Source organism: Bradyrhizobium sp. LTSP885, from assembly GCF_000938305.1.
GTDB lineage: Bacteria > Pseudomonadota > Alphaproteobacteria > Rhizobiales > Xanthobacteraceae > Bradyrhizobium.
In genome coordinates, this window is record NZ_JYMT01000015.1 from 166864 (window position 1) to 187368 (window position 20505).

The window sequence follows — 20505 nt, forward strand, 5'->3', positions numbered from 1 at the left end:
GGTCTCCTAGGCTGCGTTGCGGATCAGTTGAAGGGCGGCGGCGGGATCAAGCCTACCGTCATAGAGCGCGCGACCGACGATGGCGCCGGCGAGCTTTTTCGCGCGCGGCTCGAGCAGCGCCTTCACATCCTCAATCGACGCAAAGCCGCCGGAAGCGATGACGGGAATCGAGATACGCTCGGCCAGCGCAATCGTCGCGTCGAGGTTGAGGCCCTTGAGCAGGCCGTCGCGGGCGATGTCGGTAAAGATGATCGCAGCGACGCCGGCATCCTCGAAGCGCTGCGCGATGTCGAGCGCGGTGACTTGCGACGTTTCGGCCCAGCCTTCGACCGCGACCTTGCCGTCGCGCGCATCGAGACCCACAGCGACACGGCCGGGGAACTGCTTCGCCGCGCCCTTCACGAGCTCGGGATCGCGCACCGCCGCGGTGCCGATGATCACGCGCGTGATGCCCTTGCCGAGCCAGGCTTCGATCGTCTTGAGATCGCGGATGCCGCCGCCGAGCTGCACCGGCATGGTGACGGCCTTCAGCATCGCCTCCACCGCCTGGGCGTTCATCGGCTTGCCGGCGAACGCACCGTCCAGATCGACGACGTGGAGATATTCGAATCCCTGCGCGGCGAAGGCACGGGCCTGCGCCGCCGGATCGAGATTGAACACGGTGGCGCGCGCCATGTCGCCCTGCTCCAGGCGCACGCACTGGCCGTTCTTCAGGTCTACCGCGGGAAAGAGGATCACGGCTTCCACTTCAAGAAGTTCGAGATCAGGGCCAATCCAAAACGCTGGCTCTTCTCGGGGTGAAACTGGGTGCCGATCGCTGTGTCCTTGCCGACGATCGCGGTCACCGGTCCGCCATAGTCGGCGGTTGCCAGCACGTCGGCCTCGTTGGCGGCATTGAGGTGATAGGAGTGCACGAAATAGGCGTGGCGGCCCTTCGGCCCAAGCGGCAGCCGCTCCAGCACCGGGTGCTCGCGAACCATATCGAGCGTGTTCCAGCCCATATGGGGCACCTTCAGGTTTTCTTCCCGCGGCTCGATCTTCTCGACGTCGCCGGCGATCCAGTTGAACCCTTCGGTCGTGACGTGCTCCTTGCCGCGCGTCGCCATCAGCTGCATGCCGACGCAGATGCCCAGGAACGGCCGCGCCTTGACCCTAACAGCCTCGGTGAGCGCCTCCAGCAGGCCATCGACCGCGTCGACACCACGGCGGCAATCGGCGAAAGCGCCGACGCCGGGCAGCACGATGCGATCGGCGCGATACACCGTGTCGGGATCACGCGTCACGATGATCTTCTGCGGATCGTGCGTGCCGCGCGTGGCGCGCTCGAAGGCCTTTGCCGCCGAATGCAGATTGCCGGAGCCGTAGTCGATGATGGCAACGCTCATCGCGATCCTCCTGGCTCTGGAAACAATCCAATAATGCCGCCTTGCGGCAGCGGCGGGGCTTTTGAGAACGGCTGGCCCGGAACATTTCGGGTCGGGGGCGGCGCGCCGCGATCGATCGATCGTTGGTCGTTGACGACGCCGCGATGGCGCGCCGTCCAGCGTTCGAAGAAGCGGCGCTCGGCTGCCTCCTCATCGTCGGCCACGACGACGTCGAGCTGGCGCCATTTGCGTCGCGACAGCGTCCAGCGTTGCAGGCTCGCGGCCTCGAACCCCATCAGCAGCGCCAGCACCAGGTCGACGGAAAAGATCGCGCCCGCCCCGACGCCGAGCTTGGCCAGTCCGAAGTCGACGACAAAGGTCAGAACGATCCAGCCGATCAGCGCCAGCCAGAGCCGATGCCAGGCAAGCCAGAACACGCTCGCGACCGCGGCCCAGAAATGGAAGCCGTCGCGCACGAAGGCGAACTTGTCCGTCGCCGCAAGATCGGCGCTATCAGCCACGGGGGCATGCACTGTGTAGACCGGCATTGGAAGCTCCGCCGAAAAGAAGAAAGGTCAGCCGCCGAGCTGGCCTTTTGTCGAGGGCACCTCGCCCGCGTTGCGCGGATCGATCGCGATCGCCGTGCGGAGCGCCCTCGCCAAACCCTTGAAACAGGATTCGGCGATATGATGGCTGTTATCGCCATATAGGGTCTCGACGTGGAGAGTCACGCCTGCGTTCATCGCGAACGCGTTGAACCATTCGCGCACCAGTTCGGTGTCGAATTCGCCGATCTTGTCGCGCGGGAATTCGACCTTGAACACCAGCACCGGGCGGCCCGAGATGTCGATCACGACGCGCGACAGCGTCTCGTCCATCGGCATGTGGATCGAGGCGTAGCGGGTGATGCCGGCCATATTGCCGAGCGCCTGTTTCACGGCTTGCCCGAGCGCGATCCCGACGTCTTCGGTGGTGTGGTGGTAATCGACATGGAGATCGCCATCCGCTTTCACGGTGATGTCGATGCGCGAATGCCGGGCCAGGAGGTCGAGCATATGGTCGAAGAAGCCGATCCCGGTCGAAACCGTGGATACGCCTGCTCCGTCGAGGTTGACCGTCACCTCGATGTCGGTCTCCTTGGTCTTGCGCTTGATGGTTGCGGTGCGCATGAAGATTAAGCTTTCCCGTGCCGAAAACGTGGGCCTTTTAACAGGCTGATGTCACCTTCGCTACTGCGGGATGACGCCGAAATGCCCCAACTTCGGGCCATGGTGACCGGAATTCGTGCCCATTTCCTCAAGAGGCGCTTTCTTCCCCATCCCGGATCAAGTGCCGGACCGAAAACGCTTCGAATGGCCCGATTGTAACCCCCTGCCTGACCGCCTAAATCAGCCCGGAAGAGAGGTCATCTATGCAAGCATCCCAAAATGAGCTCCCGGTCTGGCATGGCACCACGATTTGCACGGTCCGCAAGGGCGGCAGGGTGGTGATCGGCGGCGACGGGCAGGTCTCGATCGGCCAGACCGTGATCAAATCCAACGCCAAGAAGGTCCGCCGGATCGGCAAGGGAGACGTGATCGGCGGCTTTGCCGGCGCCACCGCCGACGCCTTCACCCTGTTCGAGCGTCTCGAAAGCAAGCTGGAGCAATATCCGGGGCAGTTGACCCGGGCGGCCGTCGAACTCGCCAAGAATTGGCGCACCGACCGCTATCTGCGGCGGCTGGAGGCGATGATGATCGTCGCCGACAAGGATGTTTCCCTGGTGCTGACCGGCACCGGCGACGTGCTGGAGCCTGAGTCCGGCGTGATCGCAATCGGCTCGGGCGGCAATTATGCGCTCGCGGCGGCCCGCGCGCTGATCGACACCGACAAGGACGCCGAAACCATCGTGCGCCGCGCGCTCGATATCGCGGCCGACATCTGCGTCTACACCAACCGGAACGTCACGATCGAATCGCTGGGCGGCTGAATATGGCCGGCCCCTACCGCTTCCGCCCGATGACATCAGCCGACCTGCCGCAGATCAGGCGGTGGCTGGCGCTGCCGCATGTCCGGGAGTGGTGGGGCGATCCGGCCGAGCAATATGCGCTGGTCAGCGGCGACCTCGATGCGCCGGCAATGGACCAGTTCATCGTCGCGACAGCGGACGGCGATTTCGGCTACATCCAGTGCTACGACGTGACCGCGTGGGATTCAGGCTTCGGCAGCCAACCAGAGGGCACGCGCGGCATCGATCTGTTCATCGGCGACCCCGGCATGGTCGAGCACGGCCACGGCGCAGCGCTGGTCCGCGCCTTCGTCGACGAGCGGCTGGCGCAAACCGCACCGCGCGTCGTCACTGACCCCGATCCGACCAACGGGCGCGCGGTGCGCGCCTATGAGAAAGCGGGCTTCCGGAAGGCGCACATGGTCGACACGCCTGACGGAGCGGCACTGCTGATGATCCGCGAGACCTGACTCCAAAGTCGCAGGCGCGGAACAGCGCTTGCCGATCGAGTTCCTTCAACCTAGCTAGAGCCAATGACCGACTTCTCCCCCCGTGAAATTGTTTCCGAACTCGACCGCTTCATCGTCGGCCAGGCCGATGCCAAGCGCGCCGTATCGATCGCGCTGCGCAACCGCTGGCGACGGCTGCAGCTCGCCGGTTCCCTGCGCGAGGAGGTTCTGCCCAAGAACATCCTGATGATCGGGCCGACCGGCGTCGGCAAGACCGAGATCGCACGGCGGCTGGCCAAGCTTGCGGCCGCCCCCTTCCTCAAGGTCGAAGCCACCAAGTTCACCGAGGTCGGCTATGTCGGCCGCGACGTCGAGCAGATCATCCGCGATCTCGTCGAGGTCGCGATCGCACAAGTGCGCGAGCGCAAGCGCAAGGACGTGCAGGCCCGTGCCCAGCTCGCCGCCGAGGAGCGCGTGCTGGATGCGCTGGTCGGCGCGAGCTCAAGCGCCGCGACGCGCGACTCGTTCCGCAAGAAGCTGCGCGCCGGCGAACTCAACGACAAGGAAATCGAAATCGAGACCCAGTCATCCGGCGGCGGCTTCCCGATGTTCGAAATTCCCGGCATGCCCGGCGCCCAGATGGGTGCGGTCTCGCTCGGCGATATCTTCGGCAAGATGGGCGGGCGCAGCAAGACCCGCCGCCTGACGGTCGAAAGCTCGCACGAGATCCTCATCAACGAGGAATCCGACAAGATGCTCGACACCGAGCAGCTGGTGCAGGAAGCGATCAGCGCGGTCGAGAACAACGGCATCGTGTTCCTCGACGAGATCGACAAGATCTGCGTCGGCGAGAACCGCCAGGGCGGCGACGTCTCGCGCGAAGGCGTGCAGCGCGATTTGCTGCCGCTGATCGAGGGCACCACTGTTACCACCAAGCACGGCGCAGTGAAAACCGACCACATCCTGTTCATCGCCTCGGGCGCGTTCCATATCGCAAAGCCGTCGGACCTGTTGCCCGAGCTGCAGGGCCGGCTGCCGATCCGCGTCGAGCTGCAGGCGCTGACCCGCGACGACATGCGCCGGATCCTGACCGAGCCCGAGGCGTCGCTGATCAAGCAATATGTCGCGCTGCTGCAGACCGAGGGCGTAACCCTCGACATCACCGACGGCGCGATCGACGCACTGGCCGACGTCGCGGTCGCCGTCAATTCAACGGTCGAGAACATCGGCGCGCGACGGCTGCAAACGGTGATGGAGCGCGTGCTGGACGAAATCTCCTTCACGGCTCCCGACCGCAATGGCGAGACCATCCAGGTCGACGCTGACTATGTGACCAAGCATGTCGGCGATCTCGCCAAGAACGCGGATCTGAGCCGGTTTATTTTGTAGGCGTTTTAGCTAAGATTGTCGTCCCTGCGAAAGCAGGGACCCATAACCACCGGCGACCATTGTTGAAGCAAGTAGCAGCCCCAGCCTTCGCCAAACGGAAGCCGGTGGTTATGGGTCCCGGCTCGCGCGGAGTTTATCATCGGGCGGCGCTTCGCGCCGACCCGGTGGCTTGGCCGGGACGACGATGAACTTGAATTCGCGATTCTGGCAAAACCCCTGGCGCTTGATGCTTGTCGTCAATGCCGCCGTGCTGGTCGGGGTGTTGCTCGTCAAGATCAGACTGCCGCCCTACGTTCCCTACATCCACCTGCTGGTCGACTATCACTATGGCTTCACCAAGCGCGCGCTGATCGGCGCGATCGTCTCGCTGTTCACCGACAAGGTGCCGGTGTGGCTGGTGTTCGCGCTGGCCGGCGCGATCTGGCTGATCACGCTCGGCCTGTTCATCAAGCTGTTTCGCCGCACGTTCGGATTCGACGACGCGCATTGGCCGCTGTTCGTCTTCATTGCGGGATCGCCGTTCTTCCTGAAGAATTTCATGCACACGCTCGGCCATTTCGACATCTATGGCTGCGCGCTGGCGATCGTGCTGCTGCTGATCCCGGCGCGTTCAATCGCTTACGTGTTCGTGGCCGCGGTTTTCTCGATCGTGCTGATCCTGATCCACCACATCTTTGTTCTGATGTACGTGCCGACCATTGCGGCTATCGTCGTACTGCGGTTCTACCTGGTGCGAGGCGTAACGCCGCGGAATGCGGTCGCCGGGATCGCGGCGCTTGCCGCGGTCGGCCTCCTCTTCCTGGTCGCGCAATTCGCCGGCACGGTGGATGTGCCCTATGACGAATTCCTTCGTCATCTGCAGAGCCGGATGGCCGATCCGTCGCGGACCGATCTGCTTCAGTTCGGCTACATCTGGTACCAACCGTTGTCGAAGGAGATCGCCGACACCTGGGCTCGCATGCCCTCGAATATCCTGGGCATCCCGGTATTCGCGCTGCTGATCTGGCTGCACACGCCGCTCTGGCGCTATTTTGCGCGGCTGATCGGCGCGCTCGGAAGCGAGCTGCACCGCCGGATCGTGATATCAGCAATCATCATGATCAGCGCCGGCTATCTCGTCATGTTCGCGATCGTGTTCGACTACTCGCGCTGGATTTCGAACTGGGCCGTCTGCATGTTCCTGATGCTGCACGCGGTGAAGATGCTGCCGGCGTCGAAGGATGTCCCGCTGATTCCGTCGGATGATCGCAAGACGACGATATCAGGCTGGATCGTCACGCTGATCCCGCGCGTCGGGATCGTGCGGCCATTCTAACGGCGAACGCGCCGGACCCGCACATAGAGCGCGCCCTCGCCGCCATGGCCGATATGGGCCTGCTCGAAGCCCACGACCAGCGAGCGGAATTCCGGGAGGCTGAGCCATTCCGGCACCTGGCGCCGCAACACGCCGCGCTCGGACTCCGGACCGGCAACTTTGCCCTTGCCGGTGATGACGAGCACAAAGGTCAGTCCGTCGCTATGGGCGCGTTGCAGGAAGGTGAACAGCACCCGATGCGCGCGTATTTGCGTCATGCCGTGCAGATCGAGCCGCGCATCGATCTCCTGCTTTCCCCGCGACAGTTTGGCGCGATCGCGGCGACCGATCGGCGCCAGCGGTGGCATTTGCGGCCGCGGTGCCGGCGCGGCCTTCACAGGCGCTGCGGGCTTGATTGGAACAGGCTTGATCGGTCCAGGCTTGGCCGCAATGTGAGGCGTGCCCGGATCGTGAGCGGTCGCGTGCGCTTTCGCCACTGTCGGCTTCTTGCGTAGCGGCTTGACCTGCTTCGCTACGCTTTCCCACAGCGCGCGCTCCTCCTCGCTCAGCGCGCGCTTGCGCCGCGACGGTGCGGTAAGATCTGGAAGCGGCGCGGGGCGTTTCATTTGTAGCGGTGATGCCGATAGCGCCGGGTGCGCCGCTGCTCCGGTGGTTGCGGGATGTTGGGCCGGGCCTCCGGCAGCGGCACCGCTTGTGCCACAGGCGCGGCTTGCGCGACCGGAGCCGTCGCAGCAGGCGCCGGGGGCGTGGCGGGCGCGGTGTCCTTGGTGGCACTCTTGGCTGCCGGCGCAACCGGCACATCGGCAGGCTTCGCCGTCGGCTGCGGATCGGTCTGTGGAAATAGCTTTGCGATTTTGGCCGACGGCCGCTCGTCCGGCACCGGCAGCTTGCGGCCGCGGGCGATGGGATCGAGGCCCTTCGGCACCAGCATGACGAACTGCATATTGTGCCGCAGCCGGCCCGACACCTTTCCGGCGTCCGCGCCTGCGCCGAAATAGAGATCGGCGCGTGCCGGGCCGACGATCGCAGAGCCGGTGTCCTGTGCGATCATCAGCCGGTGGAACGGCGTTTTCGACTGCTCGGATTCGATCGGCAGCTCGCCTTCGATGAAGAACGGCGTGCCATAGACATGCAGCGCCTTGTCGACGGCGATCGAGCGCCCCGGCGTCAGCGGCACGCCCTGCGCGCCGACGGCTTCGTCCTTGTCGGATAGCGGAACTTCGCGGAAGAAAACGTAGGAGCGGTTCTGCCGCCGCAGCTCCTTCGCGCCATCAGGGTTCTGGTCCATCCACTCCCTGATCTTCTGCATCGACATCTGGTCCTTCGGGATGATGCCGCGATCGATCAGGACGCGTCCGACCGCCGTATAGGGATAGCCGTTATGTGCGTCGTAATTGATGCGCAGCGTGGCGCCGTCCGGAAGCTTGATCCGCGCCGAGCCCTGGATCTGCGCGAACAGCAGATCGGTCGAGCTCTTCAGCCATGCGATCTCCAGCCCGCGGCCGGCGATCGCACCATCCTCGATCGCGGCACGGTCGTAATAGGGCACGAGCTTGCGCCGTCCGATCTTGCGGAACACCTGGCCGCCGTTGGGCAGGCCGGTCGAATTCTGCGTCTTGCCGCGCACGAACAGGTTGGACGGGCGGCGATAGACCGGGACGTTGTAGACGTCGGTCTGCGTCCTGGAGCCGTCGAGTACCGGCTCGTAATAGCCGGTGACGAAGCCCGCATCCTCGCCGAGCCGCGAGATGCGCAAGGGAACGAAGTTCTGCTCGAAGAAATCCTTCGCCTTGGCGGTGTCGGCGAGCTCGAGGCCCTTGGCGATCCGGCAGGGGTCACGCAGCGAGCTGCCGAGCGCCTTGGAGTCCGGCGGCACGCCCTGCTGGGCCGCGATCGGCTTGCAGCTCGTTCGAAACGCCTTGTAGGCAGCAAGATGGTCGTCGTCGTTCCAGCCGGGGATACTGGCCCAGGTCAGCGGCTCATACTGGCTGCCGTTGACCTGCAACGGCAATTCCAGATTGGGATAGGGAATCTGTCGCGCATGGTCGTGTGGCGGTGGCGCGTGCCGGTGAAATCTGTAGCGCGCGGCTATAGCCGCCGTCGAACATAGAATCGCCAATGCGCAACACGCTATGGCGAGGCGCCCATAACTGAGATGTTTAGTGAGCGCTTCCAGTACCAACCAGCTTCCAGTTCGGATCGCGGGACGTCGCGTCGCGGGCGAATGACCAGACGTCGGTGATATCGGCCACCTTGTCCGGACTGCCGTCGACGATCGTGCCCGCCTTGTCGCGCGTGACCGAGATCATCTGCGACACGAAGCGGACGGTCAGCTGGGCCGAACGGTCGCGCGTCTCCGCATTGACGATCTCAGCCTTGTCGATCGAGACGAACCGCGTCTCGGTCTTCTGCTCATGCTTTTCGCGATCCTTGATCGCGGTATCGAAGCTTTCATAGACCTCGGGCGACAACAAATCCTTCAACGCGCGGCGATCGCCATTGGCAAAGGCCAGCACGATCATTTCGTAGGCTGAGCGCGCGCCGGACAGGAAATGCCGCGGATCGAAAGACGTGTCCTGGGCGACCAACGCATCGAGGCCCTGCGCCAGCGGCGTGCCCGGCTCGGCAAGACCCTTCCAGCGATCCGACGGTTCGGTCGGCCCGGCGGGCGGCGCCACGGTCGGCTGATCGATCACCGAGCCCGGAATCGGGACAACATTATTATCCTGACTGCGCTGCAAGACACTGGGTGCAGCGCGATCATAGGGCGGCCGCTCGCTTCCGGTGCGCTGTCCGAGGACGCTGCGCAGACGCAGGAAAATGAACACAGCCAGCGCCAGGAAGATGATGGTGTAGATATCCACGTGGAATTCGCTTTCTGGTCTCTGCCGGCAACGGGCCGGCCGTACAAAGCGTTCCCGGTCGGGAACGGCAGAGATTACATCACGGATTAGGTCCGCTGCATCTAGGCACGAAACTATGCCCGGCCAATGGCGCTTTTTGGCACGGGCAATTGTAGCGCGTTTTGCCGGCGGGGGGAAACCCGTTCCTGCCCGGAAATCGCGCATATTCAATAATTTAGGAACCCGTTAAGGGATAAGGCAGATGCGCTCGCCAGCTGCCATATGGCAATAATCTGCGGCGCGCCGTCCTTGTGGACCGAGCCGAGCCTATGATAGCCACTCGGCCGGCATTCCAACACCCTAACGCGTGGCTTCGGACATTAGCCCGTCCATCGAGCGCCGCTTGTGGAGATATTTCATGACCAATGGCAACGGCGTACCCGTCGAACCGGCCCCGCCCCAGCTCAACGTGCTGGCGCAATACACCAAGGATCTTTCGTTCGAGAACCCGAACGCGCCCGCCTCGCTCGGCCAGCAGCAGCAGCAGCCGGCGATCAACATCCAGATCAACGTCTCGGCCAACAACCTCTCGGAAAACGAGTTCGAGGTGATCTTGTCGATCGAGGGCAAGGCTGAAAGCGCCGGCAAGGTGATCTTCAGCTTCGACCTCGCCTATGCCGGCGTGTTCCGGATCGCCAATGTTCCGAAGGAACACCTGCACCAGCTGGTCATGATCGAGTGCCCGCGGCTGCTGTTCCCGTTCGCGCGCGAGATCGTGGCGACCGCAGTCCGCGACGGCGGCTTCCCGCCCCTGATGCTCGATCCGGTCGATTTCGTCGGTCTCTACCGGCAAAACATGGAGCGGCAGGCTGCCGCGCAGGCCGCCTCCGGCATCAAGCCGAGCTGATCCGAGCAATTCCAGGAAAAGCGACCAGAGCACTTTCGGTTCTGATTGAATCAGAACCGAAGCTCTGGATTCTGGTTTTGACGCGTTTTCTTGACGCGAACCGGTGTCCACTTCGCTCGAAAACGCTCTAGGTCAACGAATTCGGCTCTGATCCAATCAGGGCCGAAACGCTTCTAGGCGGCCGGTGCCGCCGCCGGCGTCGGCGGCAAATAGTCGTTCCAGATCGGTTTGTCACCCAGGGTCGCGACAAAGGCCCGGTGCTCCCCGCGATCCACGTCGCTGACACGCGCATCCAGCGGAGTCTCGCGCTGCCGCCGCGGCGTGTCGCCAAAGCTGCCCGCACGTGTATCCGATGTCTCCGAAGCCAGGATGAGCTGCGACTGCCGCGCCCCGATCAGGTCGATATAGACCTCGGCGAGCAGCTCGGCGTCGAGCAGCGCGCCGTGCTTGGTCCGGCGCGAATTATCGATCGAATAGCGCGAGCAGAGATCGTCGAGCCGGTTCGACACGCCGGGATGCTTGCGGCGCGCCAGGAGCAGCGTATCGACCAGGCGGTCCTTTGGAACGACCGGCCGCTTGATGCGATCGAGCTCGGCATTGATGAAGCCGATGTCGAACGACGCGTTGTGGATCACCAGCGGCGTGTCGCCGATGAAGGCCAGGAACTCGTCGACCACCTCGCGAAACAGCGGCTTGCTGGCCAGGAACTCGGTCGACAGGCCGTGCACGGCAAACGCCTCGGCCGGCATGTCGCGCTCGGGATTGATGTAGACGTGATAGGTCTGCCCGGTCGCCATGCGGTTGAACATCTCGACGCAGCCGATCTCGACCAGCCGGTCGCCGCGCAGCGGATCAAGGCCGGTGGTTTCGGTATCGAGAACGATTTCACGCATGAGGCAAGGGACCGGAAAAGCGGCGAATCAGGTGCGCCGCTTCGGCATCTTAACGACCTCGCCCAGAATGTCGTGGATACGCGTGCGCACCGGATCAAGTCCGTACGAGGTATCCACTATGAAATCCGCCCGCTTGCGCTTTTCGGCGTCCGGCATCTGCCGCGCGATAATGGCATCGAGTTTCTCGGCATCCATGGTACCTCGCGCCAGCACGCGCTCGCGCTGCAGTTCCGGCGATGTGGTGACGACGACGACCGCATCGACACGTTTTTCCCCGCCGGTCTCGAACAATAGCGGCACGTCGACGACGACGACCGGCGCACCTGCGGCCTCCGCATCGGCGAAGAATGTCTGGCGTGACGCTCCGAGCATCGGATGCACGATCTGCTCGAGCTGCTTCATTGCAGCCGCATCGTGCACCACCCGCGCGGAAAGTTTCGCGCGGTCGACCTTGCCGTTTTCAGTGGTGCCAGGGAAGGCGGCCTCGATCGCTGGAGCCGCTTCGCCCTCATACAATTGATGCACGGCTGCATCGGCGTCATAGACCGGCACGCCGGCTTCCGCGAACAGTTTCGCGGTGGTGGATTTCCCCATCCCGATCGAGCCGGTCAGTCCCAGAATCAACATCGGATCAACATCGGATCAGCATCTTTCCGTCGCCAAATCTTTCTTAAGACTTGCCTTTCAGCGGTGTCTCACACTGCGAGCAGTTTCTCGCTTCGCAGGAACGCGAGCAGTGACAATAGCGGCAGGCCGAGAATGGTGAAATGGTCGCCCTCGATCCGCGCGAACAAATGCACCCCCGGGCCCTCGAGCTGATAAGCTCCAACGCTGGTCGTAACAACATCGCCGGCCTGGTCGAGATAGGCCTTGATCTGGTTTTCGGTCAACGGCCGCATCGTCATGCGCGCGACGCCGACATCCGAGAACAGGATCTTGCCATCCCGCGCCACCGCTACGGCCGAATGCAGCTCATGGACCTGGCCTGCAAGCAAGCCCAGTTGCTCGGCGGCCTGAGCGCGTCCCGCTGGCTTGCTGAACATCCGTTGCCCCAACGCCAGCGTTTGGTCGGCCCCGACAACATATTGGCCTGGCTTCTGCCTGGATATGAACAGCGCCTTTTCGCACGCCAACAGCGATGCGATCTCGCCCGGTGCCGTGCGACCCGAGCTCTGTTGCACCGCGCGCTCGTCGATGTCGGCCGGCAGCGCCTCGACATCGAAGCCGGCATTCTCGAGCAGCATTTTTCGCGCCCGGCTTTGCGACGCCAGGATCAGTTTCTGTTGTCCACGCCAAATACTCATGAAGCGATCATTCCAGCGGCCGCGCGCGCTGGCGATCGGCATAGAGCTTCATGATCGCCGCCGCCGTCTCTTCGATCGAGCGTCGTGTCACGTCGAGCAGCGCCCAATTGAATTTCGCGCTTAATCGCCGCGCAAAGGCGACTTCGTCGGCCACTGCCTTCTTGTCGATATAGGTGTCGTTGTCGCGGTCACCCATGCTCAGCAGACGGTTCTGCCGGACCTGGATCAATCGCTCCGGCGTCGCATGCAGGCTGACGACCAGCGGCTTCTTCAACGTCTCGAGCTGATGCGGCAGCGGAATGCCTGGCACCAACGGTACGTTCGCGGTGCGGATGCCGCGGTTGGCGAGATAGATCGAGGTCGGCGTCTTCGACGTGCGGGACACGCCGACCAGGACGACATCCGCTTCCTCGAGGCCTTCGACCTGCTGGCCGTCGTCATGCATCATCGTGAAGTTCAGTGCGTCGATGCGGCGGAAATATTCCGCGTTGAGCACGTGCTGCGCACCAACGCGCCCCGTAGTCCCGGACCCCAGATACGCCTCGAACAATTGCATCACCGGTCCGATGATCGACAGGCTCGGAACATTGATTTGCTTGCACTTGTCCTCGAGCCTGCCGACGAGGTCCTTTTCCAGCAGGGTGAACAGCACGATGCCAGGTGATTCCTCGATCTCGTCCAGCACGCGATCGAGCTGCTTCTGGCTGCGCACCAGAGGATAGACGTGCTCGACTGCGGTGACGTTGGCGTACTGCGCAGCGACCGCGCGCGCGACGGTGATCAGCGTCTCGCCGGTCGAATCCGACACCAGATGCAGATGGAAATAGTTGGAGTTCGTGGGCACCAAAACCCCTGTGTATCCTGTGAGTCGCTGTGGAGGCCGGGGAGGAAATTCCGGGGCCGGGAGCCGGCTCCTGTATATCTCATCCTTTTCTGCACAGCGCCTCCTAAGAGGATAAGTCAAAATCATCTGGGACGATGATAGTGAACATGTGTGGATTTGTCTCTTGATAAGCTGGCCACAGCGCAGCGCAAGCAATTGAGTCAAACGGTTGAATCCGGATCACCGGACGTCCCGGCCTGGATGTTGAGAGATGTGAAGAAGTCGCCGCGAACGGCTGAATAGTTTCTTATGAGTCCAATCCACCGTCACTTAGACTCAAACCTAAGATTCTAAAATTAATAGGTTTAGATAAGCCGAGCTTGCGGATAAGTATCCGTCCCTCGCTCGAAGAGCTTCGCTTGCAACGCTGAGAGCGCCCGAGCTGTTCCCTGGAAGGCACCTGCGATGTACGAGTGGATCAAGGCGCTGCACATCATCGCCGTCATCTCGTGGATGGCGGGCATGCTCTATTTGCCGCGGTTGTTCGTCTATCATTGCGAGGTGGAAGCCGGCTCGAAGCAATCGGAGACCTTCAAGGTCATGGAACGTCGGCTTTTGAAGGCGATCATCAATCCTGCGATGATCGTCACCTGGCTTGCCGGGCTCTATTTGGTCTGGGCCGGACACTGGTACCTTTCGGGCTGGTTTCACGCCAAATTGGCGCTGGTGCTCGTCCTGTCCGGTGTCCACGGCTTTTTTTCACGCTGGGTGAAGGACTTCGCCGCTGACCGGAATCAGCGTAGCCAGAAATTCTACCGTATTATCAACGAGATACCGACGATTCTGATGATCCTGATCGTGATTCTTGTGGTCGTGAAGCCGTTCTAGCAGGCCACCATGCTCAAGAAGCGGGCTTCAGTCCTTCTTGCGAAGTATCGATCGATTTTCTATATAGGCCCTACCCCACCCCACGCAGGCGGATGTGGCTGCGTCTCGGTCTTTTTCTTGGACCGGCCGCCGCATCAGGTTTGAAGCCTCATCGGCACTTTCCTGGCTGAGACCTGCGGACCTTCCCTCTGCGTCCGCTTTTTCCAAAGCCACCTCGCATCCCTTCCCAACCTACTTCCTCACAGGACGACCCCAATGCGGGAAATCAAACTCCAGGACCTCAAATCTAAAACGCCGGCTGAGCTCGTCTCGTTTGCGGAAGAGAATGGGGTCGAAAACGCCAGCACCATGCGCAAGCAGGAGCTGATGTTCGCTATCCTCAAGCAACTCGCGATCGCCGAGACCGATATTATCGGCGAAGGCGTCGTCGAGGTTTTGTCCGACGGCTTCGGCTTCCTTCGCTCACCTGACGCGAACTACCTGCCCGGCCCCGACGACATCTACGTTTCGCCATCGCAGATCCGCCGATTCGGCCTGCGCACCGGCGATACGATCGAAGGCCACATTCGCAGCCCGAAGGAAGGCGAACGCTATTTCGCACTGCTGAAGGTCAACACGCTCAATTTCGAAGACCCGGAAAAGTCCAAGCACAAGGTCAATTTCGACAACCTCACGCCGCTGTTTCCCAATCAGCGCTTCCGCATGGAGCTTGAGGATTCGACCAAGAAAGACCTTTCTGCAAGGGTGATCGACATCGTTGCGCCGATCGGCAAGGGCCAGCGCGCGCTGATCGTGGCCCCGCCGCGCACCGGCAAGACGGTGCTGATGCAGAACATCGCGCACTCGATCACCGCCAATCATCCCGAATGCTATCTGATCGTGCTCTTGATCGACGAACGTCCGGAAGAAGTCACGGACATGCAGCGCTCGGTGAAGGGCGAGGTGGTGTCGTCCACCTTCGACGAACCCGCCGTGCGTCACGTCCAGGTCGCCGAGATGGTGATCGAGAAGGCCAAGCGGCTCGTCGAACACGGCCGCGACGTCGTGATCCTGCTCGATTCGATTACGCGCCTCGGCCGCGCCTACAACACGGTGGTGCCGTCATCCGGCAAGGTCTTGACCGGCGGTGTCGACGCCAACGCCCTGCAGCGCCCGAAGCGGTTCTTCGGCGCCGCGCGCAACATCGAGGAGGGCGGCTCGCTGACCATCATCGCGACCGCGCTGGTCGATACCGGCAGCCGCATGGATGAAGTCATTTTCGAAGAGTTCAAGGGCACCGGTAACTCCGAACTGATCCTCGACCGCAAGGTCTCGGACAAGCGGACCTTCCCGGCGATCGATATCTCGCGCTCCGGAACCCGCAAGGAAGAGCTGATCACCGATCCCCAGGTGCTGAAGAAGATGTACGTCCTGCGCCGCATCCTCAACCCGATGGGCACCATGGACGCGATCGACTTCCTGCTCGACAAGCTCCGGAACACGAAGAGCAACTCGGAATTCTTCGACTCGATGAACACCTGAGGCTACGGCCTGAGATGGAAGGGGCGCTTCGTGGGAACGGAGCGCCCTTTTTCATGCTGCGGCTTTGCTGCAGCGGAGTGCAGCATAGGCTGGTCGACTCCATTCGACCGAGCCAGATGTAATATATTGATATCATTATCTTTTTATTGGAATGCCCGTGACTAGCGGTGACTAGCGGCCGCAACGGAGGTTTCCTGCAGCATTATTGCTGCGGCAATGCTGCAGTGAAATCCGGTTATATTGCATTGCAACATAGTCTGCGCGATACGCGAAGCGAAACGGCGTTGCGTTTGCCAAGGCGCTGGAACAAATAAGCGATGCATCCGCGCGACCAGACCATCTTTGCGCTTTCGTCCGGGCGGCCGCCGAGCGCCATTGCCATCATCAGGGTGTCTGGCCCAATGGCCGAGTCGGTGGTGCTGGCGCTGGCTGGCAAGATCCCGGTTCCGCGGATGGCAATCCGCGCGCTGCTTCGCGATTCGGATCGTCAGCCGATCGATGATGCCGTCGTCCTGTGGTTTCCCGGCCCGGCCAGCGCGACCGGCGAGGACGTTGCTGAATTTCATGTCCATGGCGGACGCGCGGTTCTGGCGGCAATGTTCAACGCGCTCGATGCGTTTGAAAGCGTGCGTGCCGCCGAGCCCGGCGAATTCACCCGCCGTGCCTTCGAGAACGGCAAGCTCGACCTGACCGAAGCCGAAGCCCTCGACGATCTCATCCACGCCGATACCGACCGCCAGCGGCGCCAGGCGCTGCGTCAGTTGAAAGGGCTGCTCGGCGATCGCGCGCGCGACTGGCGTGAGCGGATCATTGCGGCGTCGGCGCTGATCGAGGCCGGCATCGATTTTTCCGATGAGGGCGACGTGCCCGCCGAGTTGATTGCGCCGGCGTTGGCAAGGATCAAATCGCTTCACGATGAGATTCAAAAAGCCCTTGCGGCACAGGGCCAAAGTGAACGGCTGCGGGATGGCCTGGTGGTTGCGATCGCCGGGCCGCCGAATGTCGGCAAGTCGACCTTGATCAATCAGCTCGCGCGGCGCGAGGTCGCAATCGTCTCGCCGCATGCCGGCACGACGCGTGACGTGATCGAGGTGCAGCTCGACCTCGACGGCTATCCTGTCACCGTGATCGACACCGCCGGCATTCGCGAGACCGACGATCCGGTCGAGCAGGAAGGCGTCCGCCGCGCACGTGCGCGGGCCGCCGAGGCGGATCTCGTGCTGTGGCTTGCGGATCGTGCGGGCGGCAGCGCCGCGCATCAGGGGGCTGCGCCAGTCTGGCTGGTGCACAACAAGATCGATCTGGACGCTGGAGGACCGACTGAACCAGGCGAGGGCGGAGCACGGCCGGAGTTCAGGATCTCGGCCGCTCGCGGCGATGGACTCTCGGAACTGATCAGGGCCTTGGTCGACTTCGCTCAGGATTATTTTGGAACCAGCGAAGGTGCCTTGATCGGCCGGGCCCGGCAGCGCAAATTGCTGCAGGAGACGGTCGAGTCGCTGAGCCGCTGCATGCATGTGGTCGGGCAGGGCGAGGAACTCGCAGCGGAAGAGCTTCGCATCGCCGCCCATTCCCTCGGACGACTGCTCGGCCGGGTCGATGTCGAAGACATTCTCGACGTCATCTTTCGGGAATTCTGTGTAGGGAAGTAATATTACTTCGTTCAGAGCCTGGTGCCAGTGTTTCACGTGAAACAACGGCTGTCCCTGGATGCTCGGACAGGGTGTTTCACGTGAAACGGGCTGGGTTTAGGTCCGAACAACCCCTGTTTCACGTGAAACGGCTCTCGCTCCAACTTCCTTCTTCCGGCTTTCATCACTCCGATATAGAAGTCCCGCCATGACTTCACCGGCGGGCTCATTCGACGTCATCGTCATCGGCGGCGGCCATGCGGGCTGCGAGGCCGCGGCTGCGGCCGCCCGGATGGGTGCCGAGACGGCGCTGGTGACCCACCGTTTCTCGACCATCGGCGCGATGTCCTGCAATCCTGCGATCGGAGGGCTCGGCAAGGGTCATCTGGTGCGTGAGGTCGATGCCCTTGATGGTCTGATGGGCCGGGTTGCCGATGCCGGGGGCATCCAGTTCCGGATGCTCAACCGCCGGAAGGGACCCGCGGTCCGCGGGCCACGCGCCCAGGCCGACCGGAAGCTTTATGCGGCTGCGATGCAGGCCGCGATATCTGAGACCGCGAACCTCAGCGTCATCGAAGGCGAGGCTGACGAGCTGATTGTCACCGATGGACGCGTGACCGGCGTTCGCTTGGGCAATGGCCGGATTGTCTGCGCCGGTGCCGTCGTGATCACGACCGGGACCTTTCTGCGCGGTCTGATCCATCTCGGCGAGAAGAATTGGCCGGCGGGCCGGGTCGGCGAAGCGCCGGCCATGGGTCTTTCGACCTCCTTTGAACGGGCGGACTTCATCTTGGGCCGGCTCAAGACCGGGACCCCGCCGCGCCTCGACGGATCCACGATCGACTGGTCGGCAGTCGAAATGCAGCCGGGCGACGATCCGCCGGAGCCGTTTTCGGTGATGACGGACCGCATCACGACCCCCCAGATCCAGTGCGGCATCACCCGGACCACGCCGGCGACGCATGAGGTGATCCGGGCCAATGTGCATCGCTCGCCGATGTATTCCGGCCAGATCAAGAGCAGCGGACCGCGCTATTGCCCCTCGATCGAGGACAAGATCGTCCGCTTTGGTGATCGCGACGGCCATCAGATCTTCCTGGAGCCGGAAGGGCTCGACGATACCACTGTCTATCCGAACGGCATCTCGACCTCGCTGCCGGAGGAGGTTCAGCTCGCGATTCTGGCCAGCATTCCCGGCCTGGAGCGGGTGAGGATGGTCCGCCCGGGCTACGCCATCGAATACGACCACGTCGATCCCCGGGAGCTCGATCCGACCCTCCAGACCAAGCGCCTGCGGGGGCTTTTCCTGGCGGGCCAGATCAACGGTACCACGGGCTACGAAGAGGCGGCCGGGCAGGGCATTGTTGCGGGACTGAACGCAGCATTGACCGCGAGCGGCGCGGATCCGATCGTATTCGACCGCGCCGACGGCTATCTCGGTGTGATGATCGACGATCTCGTCACCCGCGGGATCACCGAGCCCTATCGTATGTTCACCTCACGTGCCGAATACCGGCTGACGCTGCGGGCCGACAATGCCGACCAGCGGCTCACCGACAAGGGAATTGCGCTCGGATGCGTCGGTGCGGCCCGCACGGAGCGCCACCGGACCAAGATGGCTGCACTTGAGGCGGCGAAGACCTTGGCGAAGTCGCTCTCGATCACCCCGAACGAGGCTACGAAGCACGGGCTGTCGCTCAACCGCGACGGCCACCGCCGCTCGGCCTTCGAGCTGCTGGCCTATCCCGAGATCGAGTGGCCCGCCGTCCAGGCGATCTGGCCGGAGTTGTCGGCCATTGACCCGGCGATTGCGGTCCATCTCGAGATCGACGCCAAATACGACGTCTACCTGAAGCGCCAGACCGCTGATGTCGATGCCTTCCGGCGCGACGAGGGTCTGGTATTGACCGACGTCGACTATGCCGATGTGCCCGGTCTTTCGAACGAAGCGCGCGCCAAGCTGGAGAAGGCGCAGCCGCGGACCGTTGGCCAGGCGGGCCGCATCGACGGCATGACGCCGGCGGCGCTCGGCATTCTGGCGGCCTATCTGCGGCGCGAGGCGCGGCGAAAGACCGCCAAGGTGACTGCGTAGCGTTTCACGTGAAACGAGACGGGACGGTCACCTCCGTCATTGCTGTGCAAGTTCACTAATTCGCTGATTGAATTCTCTTGCGGGAGGATTCGATGCGCGACAACAGCTACGACCGGACGATTGAGCGGAACTACCTGCAGAAGTGGCGGTTCCTGATCCCGGAATACGAGGCGGTGAAAGCCGGGCGGTCGGCAACGTTCCGCCGGGTCGGAGATTTTTATCGGCATCACGGCACCTGCTCGCAAACCTTCCGGAAGTGTTACAACCGCTATTTGCAAAGCGGCGAGGAGGCCGACCTCTTGCCGCGGCGGCGCGGACCGAAGTGGAAGGAACGGCGCGAACCGGAAGGCATCGAGGCCGAGATCGTTGCTTGCCGCCAGAGGGGGATGAACCGCTACGAGATCCATGCTGTCTTGCGCGAGCGGCGCGATACGCTACCCTCGCCGTCGACGATCTACCGGGTCCTGAAACGCTATCATCTGAACCGGCGCACGCCGGCGATGCGCGAGGAGAAACGCCGCATTATCAAGGACAAGCTCGGCGAACTTGGCCATGTCGATCTGCATCAGCTGCCACGCGACGTGTTCCTGGCGCCACCCCCGGCCACGGCCTATATCGTCAGCCTGATCGACAGCTGCTCGCGCCTGGCCTGGGCCGAGGTCATCACCTCCAAGAAAGCCTTGCCGGTCATGTTCAGGACGCTGAAGATGATCAACACCCTCAACGTCACCTATGGGCTGGTCTTCGCCGAAATCATGTCCGACAACGGCGCCGAGTTCGCATCCCGAAACAACCGTGAAGAGCATCCCTTCGAAGCCATGCTCCTCGAACTCGGCATCAAGCATCGCTACACCAGACCCTATCGGCCGCAGACCAACGGCAAGATCGAACGGTTCTGGCGTACCCTCGACGACGACGTCATCGATGGGGCAACCTTCGATAACCTCGATCACTTCGCCAATGAACTCTTCGAGTACCTGATCTACTACAACAACCACAGGCCTCATCAGGCCCTTGGCGGCCAGACACCAAAGGACTTCGCTGCGACCAAAACTGAACCCATTCAATCAGCGAATTAGTGAACTTGCACAATTGCGAG

The 20505-nt window shown here is 62.7% G+C and carries 20 protein-coding genes and 3 pseudogenes; 12 read left to right on the top strand and 11 right to left on the bottom strand.

The genetic code is table 11. The features are described from left to right. Positions 1–6: 6 nt before the first annotated feature. From hisA to hisB, 4 genes are read right to left on the bottom strand one after another with little or no spacing between them, the layout of a single operon-like run. Positions 7–738, bottom strand: coding sequence for a 1-(5-phosphoribosyl)-5-[(5-phosphoribosylamino)methylideneamino]imidazole-4-carboxamide isomerase (hisA, locus tag UP09_RS10130; protein ID WP_044538022.1), 732 nt, complete (start codon positions 736–738; stop codon positions 7–9). Then, positions 735–1385, bottom strand: a complete 651-nt coding sequence (gene hisH, locus UP09_RS10135; RefSeq protein ID WP_044537994.1) for an imidazole glycerol phosphate synthase subunit HisH — start codon at positions 1383–1385, stop codon at positions 735–737. The genes hisA and hisH overlap by 4 nt, the downstream gene beginning before the upstream one ends. Continuing rightward, entirely contained in the window at positions 1382–1912 is a 531-nt protein-coding gene (locus tag UP09_RS10140; protein WP_044537995.1) for a DUF2628 domain-containing protein, read from the bottom strand. Before UP09_RS10140 ends, hisH begins: the two co-directional genes overlap by 4 nt. Before the next feature lie 27 nt (positions 1913–1939). Then, a complete protein-coding gene (hisB, locus tag UP09_RS10145; RefSeq protein WP_044537996.1) occupies positions 1940–2533 on the bottom strand; it encodes an imidazoleglycerol-phosphate dehydratase HisB in 594 nt (197 codons plus the stop codon). A 242-nt stretch (positions 2534–2775) separates the two neighbouring features. Here hisB and hslV point away from each other — a divergent pair, with 242 nt between their 5' ends. From hslV to UP09_RS10165, 4 genes are all read left to right on the top strand, one after another. Further along, complete coding sequence (hslV, locus tag UP09_RS10150) at positions 2776–3333, top strand: ATP-dependent protease subunit HslV (protein WP_044537997.1); 558 nt, start codon at positions 2776–2778, stop codon at positions 3331–3333. Positions 3334–3335: 2 nt separating this feature from the next. Continuing rightward, complete coding sequence (locus tag UP09_RS10155; RefSeq protein ID WP_044537998.1) at positions 3336–3821, top strand: GNAT family N-acetyltransferase; 486 nt, start codon at positions 3336–3338, stop codon at positions 3819–3821. A gap of 63 nt (positions 3822–3884) precedes the next feature. Next, on the top strand, positions 3885–5189 hold the full coding sequence (hslU, locus tag UP09_RS10160; RefSeq protein WP_044537999.1) for an ATP-dependent protease ATPase subunit HslU: 1305 nt from the start codon (positions 3885–3887) through the stop codon (positions 5187–5189). Between the two features lie 184 nt (positions 5190–5373). Next, positions 5374–6504 (top strand): hypothetical protein, encoded by a 1131-nt coding sequence (locus UP09_RS10165; RefSeq protein ID WP_502689037.1) that lies wholly within the window; start codon positions 5374–5376, stop codon positions 6502–6504. On the opposite strand, the gene UP09_RS10170 is transcribed toward UP09_RS10165, so the two are convergent. From UP09_RS10170 to UP09_RS10180, 3 genes are read right to left on the bottom strand one after another with little or no spacing between them, the layout of a single operon-like run. Next, positions 6501–7109 (bottom strand): Smr/MutS family protein, encoded by a 609-nt coding sequence (locus tag UP09_RS10170; protein WP_044538000.1) that lies wholly within the window; start codon positions 7107–7109, stop codon positions 6501–6503. The genes UP09_RS10165 and UP09_RS10170 overlap by 4 nt on opposite strands. Then, positions 7106–8686 carry a murein transglycosylase A gene (gene mltA / locus UP09_RS10175; protein ID WP_502689038.1) on the bottom strand — a complete coding sequence of 527 codons (1581 nt, stop codon included), beginning with the start codon at positions 8684–8686 and terminating at the stop codon, positions 7106–7108. Before mltA ends, UP09_RS10170 begins: the two co-directional genes overlap by 4 nt. After that, entirely contained in the window at positions 8664–9368 is a 705-nt protein-coding gene (locus UP09_RS10180; RefSeq protein ID WP_044538002.1) for a Tim44/TimA family putative adaptor protein, read from the bottom strand. The genes mltA and UP09_RS10180 overlap by 23 nt, the downstream gene beginning before the upstream one ends. A gap of 397 nt (positions 9369–9765) precedes the next feature. Here UP09_RS10180 and secB point away from each other — a divergent pair, with 397 nt between their 5' ends. Further along, positions 9766–10254, top strand: a complete 489-nt coding sequence (secB, locus tag UP09_RS10185) for a protein-export chaperone SecB (protein WP_044538003.1) — start codon at positions 9766–9768, stop codon at positions 10252–10254. A 173-nt stretch (positions 10255–10427) separates the two neighbouring features. On the opposite strand, the gene dnaQ is transcribed toward secB, so the two are convergent. From dnaQ to UP09_RS10205, 4 genes are all read right to left on the bottom strand, one after another. Beyond that, positions 10428–11147 (bottom strand): DNA polymerase III subunit epsilon, encoded by a 720-nt coding sequence (gene dnaQ / locus UP09_RS10190; RefSeq protein ID WP_044538004.1) that lies wholly within the window; start codon positions 11145–11147, stop codon positions 10428–10430. Positions 11148–11174: 27 nt separating this feature from the next. Then, positions 11175–11774 carry a dephospho-CoA kinase gene (gene coaE, locus UP09_RS10195; RefSeq protein WP_044538005.1) on the bottom strand — a complete coding sequence of 200 codons (600 nt, stop codon included), beginning with the start codon at positions 11772–11774 and terminating at the stop codon, positions 11175–11177. Positions 11775–11842: 68 nt separating this feature from the next. Then, entirely contained in the window at positions 11843–12451 is a 609-nt protein-coding gene (locus tag UP09_RS10200; RefSeq protein ID WP_044538024.1) for a Maf family protein, read from the bottom strand. 7 nt (positions 12452–12458) lie between these two features. Then, a complete protein-coding gene (locus UP09_RS10205; protein WP_044538025.1) occupies positions 12459–13295 on the bottom strand; it encodes a pyruvate, water dikinase regulatory protein in 837 nt (278 codons plus the stop codon). Between the two features lie 444 nt (positions 13296–13739). On the opposite strand from UP09_RS10205, the gene hemJ reads away from it, so the two are divergent. The 7 genes and pseudogenes from hemJ to UP09_RS38975 form a co-directional block, all read left to right on the top strand. After that, entirely contained in the window at positions 13740–14162 is a 423-nt protein-coding gene (gene hemJ / locus UP09_RS10210; protein ID WP_044538006.1) for a protoporphyrinogen oxidase HemJ, read from the top strand. A 255-nt stretch (positions 14163–14417) separates the two neighbouring features. Continuing rightward, on the top strand, positions 14418–15683 hold the full coding sequence (gene rho / locus UP09_RS10215) for a transcription termination factor Rho (RefSeq protein WP_044538007.1): 1266 nt from the start codon (positions 14418–14420) through the stop codon (positions 15681–15683). A gap of 317 nt (positions 15684–16000) precedes the next feature. Beyond that, positions 16001–17335, top strand: coding sequence for a tRNA uridine-5-carboxymethylaminomethyl(34) synthesis GTPase MnmE (gene mnmE, locus UP09_RS10220; protein WP_044538008.1), 1335 nt, complete (start codon positions 16001–16003; stop codon positions 17333–17335). 187 nt (positions 17336–17522) lie between these two features. Continuing rightward, complete coding sequence (gene mnmG, locus UP09_RS10225) at positions 17523–19406, top strand: tRNA uridine-5-carboxymethylaminomethyl(34) synthesis enzyme MnmG (RefSeq protein WP_044538009.1); 1884 nt, start codon at positions 17523–17525, stop codon at positions 19404–19406. Between the two features lie 92 nt (positions 19407–19498). Continuing rightward, positions 19499–20215 (top strand): annotated as a pseudogene (locus UP09_RS10230) (helix-turn-helix domain-containing protein); the annotation flags it as partial. 24 nt (positions 20216–20239) lie between these two features. Continuing rightward, positions 20240–20321, top strand: a pseudogene (locus UP09_RS38970) (integrase core domain-containing protein); the annotation flags it as partial. Continuing rightward, positions 20300–20485 (top strand): annotated as a pseudogene (locus UP09_RS38975) (integrase core domain-containing protein); the annotation flags it as partial. The pseudogenes UP09_RS38970 and UP09_RS38975, both read left to right, overlap by 22 nt. Between the last annotated feature and the right edge of the window lie 20 nt (positions 20486–20505).